General features: G+C 49.6%; 8 protein-coding genes. 1 reads left to right on the top strand and 7 read right to left on the bottom strand.

Annotated elements, in window-relative coordinates; translation table 11 throughout:
* Nucleotides 1-60: 60 nt before the first annotated feature.
* The 6 genes from trpB to O3682_RS00015 all read right to left on the bottom strand — a co-directional run bounded on the left by trpB (nt 61) and on the right by O3682_RS00015 (nt 8,811).
* Nucleotides 61-1,263 carry a tryptophan synthase subunit beta gene (gene trpB / locus O3682_RS00040; protein ID WP_371507936.1) on the bottom strand — a complete coding sequence of 401 codons (1,203 nt, stop codon included), beginning with the start codon at nt 1,261-1,263 and terminating at the stop codon, nt 61-63.
* Between the two features lie 111 nt (nt 1,264-1,374).
* The gene (locus O3682_RS00035) at nt 1,375-1,785 is read right to left on the bottom strand and encodes a hypothetical protein (RefSeq protein ID WP_371507935.1); all 411 of its coding nucleotides are present in this window, start codon (nt 1,783-1,785) and stop codon (nt 1,375-1,377) included.
* Nucleotides 1,786-1,789: 4 nt separating this feature from the next.
* Complete coding sequence (locus O3682_RS00030) at nt 1,790-2,392, bottom strand: uracil-DNA glycosylase family protein (protein ID WP_371507934.1); 603 nt, start codon at nt 2,390-2,392, stop codon at nt 1,790-1,792.
* A gap of 36 nt (nt 2,393-2,428) precedes the next feature.
* Nucleotides 2,429-3,049: a phosphoribosylanthranilate isomerase gene (locus tag O3682_RS00025; protein WP_371507933.1), complete on the bottom strand. Its 621-nt coding sequence runs from the start codon at nt 3,047-3,049 to the stop codon at nt 2,429-2,431.
* A 102-nt stretch (nt 3,050-3,151) separates the two neighbouring features.
* On the bottom strand, nt 3,152-6,271 hold the full coding sequence (locus O3682_RS00020; RefSeq protein WP_371507932.1) for a M10 family metallopeptidase C-terminal domain-containing protein: 3,120 nt from the start codon (nt 6,269-6,271) through the stop codon (nt 3,152-3,154).
* 314 nt (nt 6,272-6,585) lie between these two features.
* A complete protein-coding gene (locus O3682_RS00015) occupies nt 6,586-8,811 on the bottom strand; it encodes a DNA internalization-related competence protein ComEC/Rec2 (RefSeq protein ID WP_371507931.1) in 2,226 nt (741 codons plus the stop codon).
* Nucleotides 8,812-8,897: 86 nt separating this feature from the next.
* On the opposite strand from O3682_RS00015, the gene O3682_RS11720 reads away from it, so the two are divergent.
* Nucleotides 8,898-9,278, top strand: coding sequence for a hypothetical protein (locus O3682_RS11720; protein WP_526023248.1), 381 nt, complete (start codon nt 8,898-8,900; stop codon nt 9,276-9,278).
* A gap of 1,010 nt (nt 9,279-10,288) precedes the next feature.
* Here O3682_RS11720 and O3682_RS00005 read toward each other — a convergent pair.
* Nucleotides 10,289-13,267, bottom strand: a 2,979-nt coding sequence (locus O3682_RS00005; protein ID WP_371507929.1) for an RHS repeat-associated core domain-containing protein, incomplete at its 5' end; no start/stop codon positions are given.

Here is a 13,267-nt window from a genome sequence, read left to right as displayed (position 1 = left end):
CCGTCTGAAAGACTGAAATCCAGCTTTTTCAGACGGCCTTTACTGCTCAATCAATAAGGCTTACAACTCAATGCCTTTGAGTTTCGCCACGGTATTAATGTCTTTATCGCCGCGACCGGACAGGTTGACCAGAATCACTTGGTCTTTGCCCATTTTCGGCGCATTGGCGACTGCCCAAGCAACGGCGTGACTGGATTCCAGCGCAGGAATAATGCCCTCGAAACGGCAGAGCAAATCAAAGGCTTCGAGTGCTTCGTCATCTTTGGCAACAGTGTATTCCACGCGGTTGATGTCGTTCAAATGGCTGTGTTCCGGGCCGATGCCTGGGTAATCCAAGCCTGCGGAAACAGAGTGCGTACCCAAAACTTGGCCGTTTTCGTCCTGCATCAAATAGCTGCGGAAACCGTGCAATACGCCGATAGGGGCTTTGCTGGTAATCGGTGCGGCGTGGTCAGGCGTATCCACGCCCAAACCGCCGGCTTCTACGCCGACCAAACGTACGTTTTCTTCTTCGATATAGGGATGGAACAAACCGATGGCATTCGAGCCGCCGCCCACGCAGGCAACGGCAACATCAGGTTGGCGGCCGATGGCTTCCAACATTTGTTCTTTGGCTTCATTGCCGATCACGCATTGAAAGTCGCGTACCATTTCTGGATACGGCGCCGGGCCTGCGGCGGTGCCGATGATATAGAACGTGTCGTCCACGCGGGCAACCCATTCGCGCATGGCTTCGTTCATCGCGTCTTTCAAAGTGCGGCTGCCGCTGTCAACGCTGACCACATTCGCACCCAATAATTTCATACGGAACACATTCGGCATTTGACGTTGGATATCGTCCGCCCCCATGTACACATCGCAAGTCATGCCGAAACGTGCGGCAACGGTGGCAGAGGCCACGCCGTGCTGACCCGCGCCGGTTTCGGCAATCACGCGTTTTTTGCCCATGCGGCGGGCGAGCAGAGCCTGACCGATGGTGTTGTTGACTTTGTGCGCACCAGTATGGTTCAAATCTTCACGCTTCAGCCAGATTTGTGCGCCGCCCAAATGATCGGACAATCGCGCGGCATGGTAAACAGGGCTGGGACGGCCGACATAGTGTTTCAAATCATGGCGGAACTCTTCCCAAAATGAAGGATCTTCTTTCGCTGCTTTATAGGCTTCTGCCAATTCTTGCAAAGCAGGAATCAGGGTTTCGGAAACGTACAGGCCGCCGTGTTCGCCGAAAAAGCCGTTCTCGTCGGGAGCGTAATAATTTTTCATGGGATTTTTCCTTGTTCGTTTTATGGTTTCAGACGGCCTGATTCAGTACAAGGCCGTCTTAAAGTAAAATTGTCAGCAATTATAGCCGTTTTCCATTCATCTTGTCGGCAACTAATTGAATAATAATATCAGCAGACAAAATAGGAACAACAGCGTACAGCTCGATGTTGCAATCAATGCCGTACCCAACGGCGGCGCGATATATTTTTCTTCGTTTTTGTTTCTCAGGCATAGTTTCAATGCTAACATCCCCAGCCACAGCGCCAGCAACCAACAACCCAAAAAGTTAAGCACAAGCAAAGCAATAATCAACTCATTGGTATTTATAGTGCTTACGTTCAAAAATATCCAATTAAGGCCGTTAACAGACATAATGACTGCAGATATTTGTATCACATACAAAAGCGTTCCGCCCAACAATACCTTGATATGCCATTGTTTAGCCTTCAGCCACACTGAGACGACATTAAAAAGCCACCACAAAGCCATAAACGTCATTAAAGAAATTTCATAACGGTCCATCGCTCTACTCCTGAAAAACAGTCAATCCAGCCGTTTCAAAAAAAGCCCGATACGCCGCCACTTTTTTCGCCAAACTCAAAGGATAGGCACGCGAAGTCGAAGGCAGGCGCGTCAGGGTCAACTCACGTCCAGCATAGGGAAACGGCACTGTTTCGCCGGCCTTCGGCATTTTCATGCCGCTGCCTTGAATCTCCAACAAAACTTCGGTTGCCTTGCCGCCAGTGGTGCAAAGATGGCGGCACTCGGGCATTTGCGCCAATACTGCCGCCAAATCGACAGTTTCTATTACTTTTAAAAACTTATCCGAAGCATTGCCATGTTCGCGTATTGCCTTCAACACGGTCGGACAGGATGCAATCCCCTTCTCACTCAAAAACGCTTTGATTTTATCGGCATCAAACGCTTTTTCGCCTTGCTTTTGAAAATGCGCCGCATCGCCGAAAAACACCAGCCCGTACACACGCCACATATCGTTTTGAAAATTCGGATAATGAAACTGCATCGCGTGTTTTTCTTCTTTAGGCGGAAACGTCCCCATCATCATGACCGTTGCCTGCGGCGGCAACAAGGCTGCGAAGGGGTGAGACTCGACGATTGGCTCTTGCATATATGTATTCCGGTTTCTTTGAATTCAAACAAAATTTCAGACGGCCTTTACAGCCTGAATAAACACCGCCATTTTCTCCCTGCTCTTAACCCCGCCGGAGATTTCCACGCCGCCGGACACATCCACCGCCGCCGCGCCACTGATTTTTACCGCTTCGGCAACGTTTTCCGCAGTCAATCCGCCGGCAAGTATCCACGGTTTGCCGATATTGCCGTGCAACATGGTCCAGTCGAAACTTTGTCCCGTACCACCGTATTCGGTCGGATGATAGGCATCAAACAACAAGGCGCGAGCATTCGGAAATTTGGCATAGGCCGTCTGAATATCGGCAGCGGACTGTACGCGCACGGCCTTCAAATACGGGCGGTCAAACCGACGGCAAAAATCATCGTCTTCATCGCCGTGAAACTGAATCACATCTATCGGCACCTGACGCAAAATCTCGCGGATGGTTTGCTCGTTTTCATTCACAAACAAGGCCACCACCGATACAAACGGCGGCAGGTTTTTCACAACCGCCTGCGCCTGCTCAATACTCACTGCCCGTTTACTCTTGGCGTAAAACACCAGCCCGATGGCATCCGCGCCCAATTCGGCCGCGGCCAGCGCGTCTTCAGATCGGGTAATACCGCAAATTTTGGTGCGTATGGTGTTCATGGGGATTGCCTTTTTAAAGAGATAGGTCAGATATTATATAAGTTTAAGGCCGTCTGAACATGAAATATCAGGTTCAGACGGCCTTAAACTTTAAAACAACCATCAGCCGATAATATTGGCGGCTGTCAGCTGCGCAGCATCTTCATTGTAGAAACGTGCAAACTCTGTGCTGCTTTCAGCTCCTGCGCCCCGATACGCCAAGGTTTTTTGGGCGCTGTTGAACACAAGATACGAGCGGTCGGGGCTGAATGTATCCACATCTCGGACAAACAAATCCGCCCAGCTAACCTGGCTTTCTTTCTCATTGAGCAGCGGACGCATAGCGCTCAAATCCAACTTGTCTTTGACCGGATTGAAATCCAGCAAGTGATCCAGTTTGCCCTCGCGGACATCCCATGCAGTAAATGCCACCGTATCTCTACCCTCGCCGGTAACAATGGTATCGCCACCCAGTCCGCCTGCCAGATAATCATTGCCATCGCTGCCTTTCAAGACATCGTCAGCCGCGCTGCCATGCAAGGCCGCTACGCCTTTGTTGTCTCCACTGATGCTGACAGACCAATCAAAGCCGTTTTTGCCTAAGTCGATTTCCTTGCCGTTTGCTGCATACGCCATCTTATCGCCCTGCTGGTGCGCCGTCATTTCCACGCCTTTGAGTGACAGGACGTTACCGGCTGCATCCTCTGTCTGAACCACGGCAAGCATGGGCCGGTCATCGGTATAAATAGTAGAGGTACCGGTTGCGTATGGCGTTTCTTGAGCATCATTACTGCTGCTACCCCATTTTTTTTCAATGCCGTCTGAAAAACCGTCTTGGTCAGAATCCATCAAATAAGGATTTTTGTAATGCTTGTCGATACGTTTACCTTGGGAGAAGTATTGTTCAAGTTCGGTATCAAACTCATAAAAGCTGGTCATATTGTGTTTGCCCCATACATCGCCGCTTTTGAAATCCAAAACCTTGGCATTCGGATATCTGCCCAATCCTTTATGAACTTGGGACGCAGCAGCACCTGCAGCTGCACCTGCTGCAATGCCCCATGGCCCAAACAAAAGCCCACCGACTACTGCACCAATACCCGCACCTGTTTTACCTGAAAAACCATCTCCAACCCATTCGCCTTTGATTACATACGAATTGGTTTCATACAGATGGCGTGCCTGTGTTGTATCCGAGTTGTCCGTGATACGTGTTTCCGCCATTTTATCGGCCATATCTCGTGCTTGTTTTAAGGCTTCAGGCGAGGCTTTGTCCACATTCAAAACAGCCGGATTAAACAGACTGCTGCGTTTAAAATCGCTTGCCCAGTCATAACGCTGTTGCATGGTATGTGCGGCAAAGTATTCTGCAAGATAGCCGCCCAACGAATGTCCGGTCGAATACACATTTTTGGCATGAAGCGTATCAATATAGCGTGCAATTTCATCCAAATATTTGGTTTGCTCCGGCAAATTACCGGTCACAATTTTCAAATCAGCCAAAACATCTTTAATACTGGTCGCCTGCGTACCTCTAAACGCCACCACGACATTGTCCCAACCGCCCTTTTTGTTCGCATTGCCGAAAATCGCATAATCCAAACCGCTTCCCGGACTACCTGCCTTAAGCAATGTCCATTTCCCAACCAATTCAGATACATTGGCCTGATTGCTAAAATATTTGTCGTTAATATTCTTAGCAATAGAAGCATATTGCGTATTCCACCAATAATCGCCTTTAAATACAGTATGCAAAGCAGACGGAGATTCATAAACCAATGAAGAGAACATCCGCAAATCACGCTCGGAAACATTCCACTCCTGCGGATTGCGGTCAATAGCATCGACCAAACCGTCGCCATCACTGTCTTTGGTAAAGATAGAATGTTGCGCCTGTTTATAACTGGGTCGGACAATATCATTGGCTCTTTTTTGAGTAGCAATATTTTCCCAATACTGCAAAGAGGCCGTCTGAAGATGCTGCCCTTGTATGGCGGCATGTGTGACGGCATGACCATCTTTATAAAGCACACGCATGGTTACGCTGTCTTGGCCGGAGTCATGTTCGGGATATTTGAAGATTTCAGCAACATCCATTTCCTTATCCGAAAATTTATACTTAGATACAGATGAATAGGTCTTGTGTTGCTCTTTAAGGGTCAGCGTTTCGCCTGTTTCACGAATCGTAAATACCCAATCTTTAAGGACAGGATTACGGACGCTTGGACGAGTAGTAAAACTGATATCCTTCCTACTCAAACCTTTAAAATGAATGCTGTTATGGCCCAGATTGTCTGAAATGACATCATGACCGCTGCCACGGCGGAATACATAAGTATCGTCTCCACTACCGCCTTCAAGCGTGTCATTTCCTTCGCCGCCATCTAAATAATCATTACCGGCATCGCCGCGTAAAATATCGTTGCCGGTACCGCCGTAAAGTTTATCGTCGCCATCACCCGCCAACAGCAAGTCATAGCCTGCCTCTCCGCGAAGCACATCATTGCCGCGGCCTCCGATCAAACGGTTGTTGCCAATGTTGCCGATTAAGACGTTGTCGGAATGGTTGCCGAAACCGAAATAATTGCCGCTGCCGGTCAAGGTTAGGTTTTCGACATGAGTCGGCAAACGGTAAGTCATACCTGTGTAGACCGTATCAATGCCGCCATTGGCTTCTTCGATAACAACATCGTTTGGACTGTCTATATAATATGTATCGTTGCCATTGCCGCCGCGCATTACGTCTGCACCGATTCCGCCGTCTAAAACATCGTCGCCTTCGTTTCCTTCCAAATAATCGTTGCCATGATCGCCACGCAAAATATCGTTGCCGTCGCCACCATAAAGTTTGTCGTCATCATCGCCTGCCAACAGCAAGTCATTACCCGCCCCTCCGTAAAGCACATCCTTGCCACGGCCGGCACTCAAACGGTTGTTGCCGCTGTTGCCTATGAGGACGTTGTCGGAATTGTTGCCGAAACCAAAAATATTATCGTGACCGGTCATCGTCAGGTTTTCAACATAATTCGGCAACGTATAAGTCGTATGGGTATAAACCGTATCCGTACCCTCGCCGTACCTTTCAACAATTTGGTCATTCCTGTTGTTCACAATAAAGGTATCGTTTCCTAAACCGCCGTAAAAAATATTGTGTCCCAAGCTGCCATACAGCACATCATCACGACGCGTGCCGATAATCACTACGGACTCTTCGTTATTAGGTTGGTTTTGAGTTTCAGCCATTTCTTTTCGCTTTGTTAAATTTAATTTGAATGCGCAATAATGCGTTTAAATTATATAAGCAAGCTAAAAACAAGTGAATTTATTCAGCCAAACAGATTCAAAATGCTTATCAAATTAACAACAGTTATAAAATGACTTTGTAATTATTCTCCTATTTTTATACTGCCTATTTTTTCATCAAAATTAATTTGTTCTTTATTATCAATGATTAAACAAAACTATCCACAATTGGATTCACACAAAATTTGGATAATGCCCGTCAATAAAAATATTAAGGCCGTCTGAAAAGTCTTTCAGACAGCCTTTTATCCTTTTTACTCAAACGGTTTCTTCTGCCAATAAAACTTATCCTCTTTCAGACGGCCTTGAAATATATCGTCCTGTCCCAAAGCAAACATCAACGCGCCTGACAAATCCGTTCTCAACAAAGTAATGCCGTGCGCGCGGACACGATTTTGTACGGCAACGGTCGGATGTTTGTAGGCATTGGCATAGCCGCTGGATGCCACGGCATATTGCGGCGAAACCGTATGCAGAAAGCTGCCTGACGAAGCCGTGCTGCTGCCGTGATGTCCCAATACCAACACTTGACTATACAGCGCATTGCCGTATTTCTCAATCAAACCTGCCTCGCCCTTCACGCCCAAATCGCCGGTTATCAACAAAGCTTTGCCGTTTGCTACGACACGCAATACGCAGCTTTGGTCATTATCTTCCTTACCTGCATTTTCAGATGGCCTGAGCAACTCGAAATCTACGCCGTCCCATTGCCATTTGTCTTCTTGGCAAAACTCTGCATTCGGATAAAACTCAGGTTGTCCGGCAAGCAATTTATCAGCACCGACAGCCGCCACACTTTGAAAACCGCCGTCATGGTCAATATCATGGTGCGACAAAATCAGGCTGTCCAAACGGCGCACGCCCATCGCGTTCAAACTCGGCACAATACCTGTTTGCGCCACTTGCTCCGTTCCCGTATCAAACAAAAGATTGCGGTTACGCGTTTGTATCAACACCGACAAACCTTGTCCTGCATCCATCACCGTAACTCTTGCCACCCCCTCCTCCAGCTTGGCAGGACGGTAAAACACAAAGCCCAATAAAACCAGACATGCCCAAGGTTTTAAGCCCATTCCTTTAGGCAGCAATAAAAGTAAAGCCGCCATCATCGCCAACACAAGCAAAGGCACGGGCGCCGCTGCGACGGCAAATTCAGGCGATACCGTAGCCAGCCATAGCAAACCGCGTAAAGTATATTCCGCCAAAAATGCCGCTACCAACTGGACAAGTTCAAACGGAAAAACCGAACCCAGCAAAGCCAACGGCGTCAACACCCAAGAAAACCAAGGAATAGCCAGCGCATTAACCAACGGACTGAGCAAAGGTAACGAAGCAAACAAATAGCCCAGCAATACCACCGACAATACCGTTGCCGCCCATTGCCCCCGTACAGCCAAACGCCAACCCAACTCTTTCAGACGGCCTGATGAAGCCCAAATCAAAGCAGCAACCAAACCGAATGACAACCAAGTTCCCACGCCCAATACAGCCAACGGGTCCAACAACAAAACAACGGCCAAAGCCTGCCACCATGCCGTCCAGCCCGAGCCGCCACCGCCGCGCCACCATGCCCACGCAAACGCAGCCAACATCAACACGCTGCGTTGCGTCGGTACGGAAAAACCGGCCAAAAGTGCATAAAACAAAGCCCCGGCAACACCGCCGGCCAATATCCACACACGCGGTTTCGCCGGAATCCACGGCGAATAACGGAAAATTCGCTTGATTAGCCAGGCAAACAATACCGCCACCATCGTCACATGCAAGCCCGAAATACTGACCAAGTGCGTCAGCCCTAAAGGCCGGAATGCCTGCCACAAAGGCGGCCGCAACGCCGATTGCTCACCAATACTCAAAGCACGCATCAACCCTATGCCGTCTGAAAACTCAGGATATTTATCCTCTATTCTCTGCCAACTTTGGCTTACCGCATCACGCATATTAGCCAAACCGAAACCGCCGCCTTGACGCACGAGTTTCCTGTCGCGCCCCAAAGTACCCATGCCATCGATACCATTGGCCAAAGCCCATGTTTCACGGTTCAAACCGCGCACATTCACTTCGCCAATCACCGGCTTTACCCGCGCCGATACAGACCACCGACTGCCCACCGTCCAATTGCGCCGCTGATAATCCGACAACATCAAATCAAAAGCCTGCCCACGCTCATCCCAAGCCCTTGCCGCAAACTGCACGCGCCGACCATCATCACGCGGCATATCCGCCACTTCAACCGTCAAAACTTTAGCCTCCGCCTCCCCCACAGACCATTGACCAGCCAAAACCAGCCCAGTCCGCCACACGCCAAACACCATGCCCATACAGACGGCCAACACCAACCAAGCCACAGCAAATTTTCGACACAACACAAGCGCGCCAATGATTACAGACAACCAAATCCACCATGACGGCACAAACGGTAACGCAAACGAAAGCACTACACCCACCACCCAAGCAGGCAACACAAACCGCCACGCCATGAACGTTTTCCCTTAAATTATGATTATTAGATATGTAATAATAAATGCTTTTAGATAATTATGACAAATATTTGATTGCAGAATTTATGCGGGGATACCAGTCCGTCGGGCTGGCTGTGTTCGACCATGATGTGGTTGCGGTAGGCGAAACCGCGCAGTTTTTTGCCGTCGCGTCCGTAAACGGCTGTCAAATCGCCGTAGCCGTCGTAGTCGTAGCGCACCAGTTCCTTGCCGTTGAAGGTGACGGAGGTGAGGCGGTTAACGTAGAAACGCTCGTCTTCGGAAACGAAGATGTCCCGTTCCCCGGCTGGGTCGAAGACGGGATCGTTATCGTGCAGACGGATGGAGGGGAATACGGGTTGGAAGCGTCGGCCGCTGCCGTCGTAAATGCTGTGCGGCAGCCCGTTGTCGTCGTAGCAGAGTCGGATATGGCGACCGTTGCGGTCGAGTTGGCGACCAGTTGGTAAATGCCGCAGCCGGAATCGACTTCGGCAAACAGCAGCCGTGCGCCGCCGTCGGGGGAGGCGATTTGGTAGAGGTCGTCTGAAAGCACACTCCCTATATCAGGGTTGTAGGTTTTATGTGGGCTACCGCATACTACACGCTCATTATCCGAGTAATTCGGATATATTATTGATGAGGTCGACAACATAAAGCACACAAACAATTTCAGAATGAAACGTATCACCATTTTTAAAGAAGACATTAAGACCGTCTGAAAAGTAAGAAAACTCTAGTGTTCTGATATACCTTACTTCAAGATTTAAAGTTTCATATGCGCTACGGCTTGCTTTGCCAAAAACAGTATCTAAACAACTTGTTTAGAGTTTTGACATTTTGCTTAACGGTCTGAAAATACAGTTGTTATCGGTGTGAGCTACGCTTTCCGTTCATAAACTTGCTTGGCTTCTTGATACTCTGCAAACTGCTCTTTGGCCAATCGTGAATAACCTTTAAATCTTCTAGCTTTGTAATGCTCTGCCAATGTTTTTTCTGATTGTTCCAGAAATATGGTTACTAATGTATGGTAAATCAAACAAAGTTTTGTTTCTCCATGAAAGGCAACATTTTCCTTCTCACATTTAGCGATAAAATTTTTTGTTGTAACTTCTATAAAAGTAAAAATAAATTCTTTATTCGCATCTAATTTTTTTCAATTGTTGCTAAGTCTATATTGGCAATATTTAATGCGCCAGCTAGGATATTACATCCTTGAGAAGATAATTCATCATTTGTTATTTTAACTTTATAATTTCCGACAATTCTTTTAGATAATTTTTATGTTTCTCGGTTTCAACAAATTTTCTAATATCTAAGCTGTTTATCATTTTAATACTCCATAATATATATACTATTTGCATGTTTTAGGATCGAATGAGTTTACCCCATTTTTAATTTTCTCTAAATTAAAATCTTTTCCAAGATGCCTATATTTATCCATGCTGGAATGCGCCCAAGGACTTGCTTTGGTCAAATTCTATGCGGAATGTGCCAATGGGGATTTACTTCTTTGCGGTATGTAGGTATGGTGTAGCTCCATAGATACTGCTCGAGTTGTAAGTCTACCAAGTGAATCAAAAATAACAGCACAAATACGAGGGGCGTTGCCCTTTTCCATTCTCTTCAGATTTGCTGCTGAATATTTGCATTTAGGTTTAGCTGACGGATCTTTGGCTTTAATAGCAGCAATCCTATCACGCTCACGTTTAGCTTCATTTTTCCAAAAACTTGCCCTAGCACTTCCCCATTTCTTTAACCCTAAAATATCAATCCACGTTTGCGCATTAGGTGCAAACTGATACAGGTTATCCCTACCCCACAGCCCAATCGGATCCTGATTCACAAACCGACCTGCCTCAGGTTCGTAATAACGCATCAGGTTGTAGTGCAGCCCTGTTTCTTCATCGTAATACTGGTTCTGCAACCGGAACGGCTGATGCACATCTTTATAAACCCGCTCATCCTTTTTCAGACGGCCCCAGGCGGTGTATTCACCGTACCACAGGAGATTACCATGAATGTCGGTCATCTCGCGCGGGATGCCGATTTGGTCGTTGTGGAAATAGGCGAGGTATTGTTCTTCGTCTTGGTTTTTGCGGAAGACTTGGGCTAAGGGTTCGTAGCTGTCTTGGTCGGTGTAGATATAGGTATAGCTGCCTTTGTAGGTGTACTCCTGCAACAAGCGGCTGCCTTCCCAGACGAAGTGGGTGCGTTTCGGGTCGGTACTCGTCCAGGCGAGTTTGTCTTGGCGTTCTTTGGAAAGCCTTCTGCCAAACGGGTCGTAGGCGTATGTCCAGATTTCGGTATTGCCGGCGGGCTTTTTGATTTCGGCGCGGACGAGTTGGTTTTCTAAATCGTATTGGTAATATTGGTTTTCGCCGTCGGGCAGCTGGCGGTAGATCAGGTTGCCCAGTGCATCGTAGGTGTATTCGATGCCGTTGTATTCTTTGAGGCGGTTGCCGCTGATAGGGTTAGGGTTGGCGGGGGATTTCAGACGACCTTGAGTTTTGGGGTCGTCTGAAATCGGGGCGGTCGTTTTGCCCTCTCCCCAGCCCTCTCCCACGGGAGAGGGAGTAGATGTCGGGATGTCGAGGATGTTGTGGGCGGGGTCGAAGGCGAAGGTTTCGCTGCGGCCGGTTTGGCTGTTGCGGGCTTCCTGAATACGTCCGATTTTGTCGTAAACGTAATGAAGGACGCCGCTTCTTTGGTCGGCGCTTTGGATCAGGTTGCCGGCTTTGTCGTAGGCGTAGCGGCGGTTGACGGCGCCGCCGGCCAGCGGGTTTTGTTTGTTGTGAAGCGTTTGTGTGCCGCTCCAAACGGTATGCTGGCTTTTCAGACGACCCATGGGGTCGTAGTCGTACAGGCTGCTGATGCTGCCCTGCGTCCTTTGGATTTCGCGGTGCAGTTTGTCGCGTTCGATGTCGCTGACGACTTCGCCGTCGAGGCTGATTTGGTGCAGGTGTCCGCTGCCGTAGTAGAGGTAATCGATATGGCAGCCGTCGGGCAGGATGGTGCGGATGCGGTTGCCCAACGGGTCGTATCGGTAGCCTACGGTGGCGCTTTGGCCGTTGTGGACGGTGGTTTCGCCGATGAGTCGGTCGAGTTCGTCGTAGGCGAGTTCGACGCTGCTGTGTTGGTTGCGGGCTTTGGTCAGGTTACCGGTAATGGGGTCGTAGTCGAAACGGGTGCGGCTGATGCCTTCGTCTTTGCTTTGCCCGTTGCGGCTGGAGACTTTGCGGCTTTGTTTTTCGAGCAGTTGGCCGAGGATATTGCGTTTGAAATGGTGGATGTGCCACGTCTCGGGACGGTCTTTCAGACGACCTTCAGTATTGCTTTGACCGTATTCGGTCTGTTGAACCAGTTGTCCGGCGGCATCGTAGCCGTAGGCGGTGATTTTGCCGTCCCAGCCGGTTTCTTGGATCAGGTTGTCGGTTTGGCTGTAATCGAGACGGTAGGTTTCGCCGTTTTCGTTGGTGAGGACGGTCAGACGGCGGGCTTTGTCGTAGGCATAGGCGAAGGTATGGCCCAGCGCGTTGGTGCGTTTGAGCGGCAGTCCGTCCACTGCGAGTTCGTAGGCGGTTTTGGCACCGAGTCCGTCGATGTGGGCGGTCAGCCGGTTGAGGCGGTCGTATTCGAAGGTTTCGTGACTGCCGTCGGGATAGTCGGTACGGACGGGGTTGCCCGCTGCGTCGTAGTGGTGGCGGGTGGTATGGCCCAGCGCATCGGTAACGGTTTCGAGATCGCCGTATTCGGTGTAACCGAAACGGGTGGTTTCGCCGGTACAGTCGGTAAAGCAGACAAGCTGGTCGAGGGTGTCGTAGTGTAGGCGTCGGGTTTTGCCTAAGGCGTCGGTAATGGTTTCGGGCAGCCATTGGGCGTTGTAGCCGTAGCGGGTGGTGTAACCGGCGGGATCGGTGATGCTGATGAGGTTGCCGCGTCCGTCGTAGGTGTAGGCAGTAATCCTGCCGGCGGGATCGTTGACGGCAACCGGCAGGTTGAGGGTTTCGTGGTAGTCGATTTGGGTGCTGCTGCCGTCCGGCGCGGTGATGGCGATGACGTTGCCTTCGGTATCGTAGAGATAGCGGGTTTCGCGTCCGAGCGGGTCGCGTTCTACGGTAATGCGGCCGTAGTCGTCGCGTTCGCTGTCGCTGCGTTGTCCGTCGGCATCGATGCGGTAGACGAGTTCGCGGTTTTCGTCGAAACCGTATACTTCCGTCCTCCCCAATGCGTCGGTAACGACGGTATGGTCTTTGCGGTAGTCGAACGTCCATGCTTCGCCGAGGTTGTTGCTGCTTTTGAGCACTTTGCCGTCGGTGTCGTAGCGGTCGTATTCGTAGCGGGATACCAGTCCGTCGGGCTGGCTGTGTTCGACCATGATGTGGTTGCGGTAGGCAAAACCGCGCAGTTTTTTGCCGTCGCGTCCGTAAACGGCAGTCAAATCGCCGTAGCCGTCATA

It is taken from the genome of Neisseria sp. 27098_8_112 (assembly GCF_041433235.1).
Lineage (GTDB): Bacteria > Pseudomonadota > Gammaproteobacteria > Burkholderiales > Neisseriaceae > Neisseria.
The sequence above is the reverse complement of the archived record's forward strand: the minus strand, read 5'-3'. Positions and strand labels throughout refer to the sequence as shown.

Bases quoted from the DNA above. Each gene is read 5' to 3' on its own strand.
- O3682_RS11720 (WP_526023248.1), top strand. From the start codon at position 8,898: ATGCGGGGATACCAGTCCGTCGGGCTGGCTGTGTTCGACCATGATGTG.
- O3682_RS00015 (WP_371507931.1), bottom strand. From the start codon at position 8,811: ATGGCGTGGCGGTTTGTGTTGCCTGCTTGGGTGGTGGGTGTAGTGCTT.
- O3682_RS00030 (WP_371507934.1), bottom strand. From the start codon at position 2,392: ATGCAAGAGCCAATCGTCGAGTCTCACCCCTTCGCAGCCTTGTTGCCG.
- O3682_RS00025 (WP_371507933.1), bottom strand. From the start codon at position 3,049: ATGAACACCATACGCACCAAAATTTGCGGTATTACCCGATCTGAAGAC.
- O3682_RS00035 (WP_371507935.1), bottom strand. From the start codon at position 1,785: ATGGACCGTTATGAAATTTCTTTAATGACGTTTATGGCTTTGTGGTGG.
- O3682_RS00020 (WP_371507932.1), bottom strand. From the start codon at position 6,271: ATGGCTGAAACTCAAAACCAACCTAATAACGAAGAGTCCGTAGTGATT.
- trpB (WP_371507936.1), bottom strand. From the start codon at position 1,263: ATGAAAAATTATTACGCTCCCGACGAGAACGGCTTTTTCGGCGAACAC.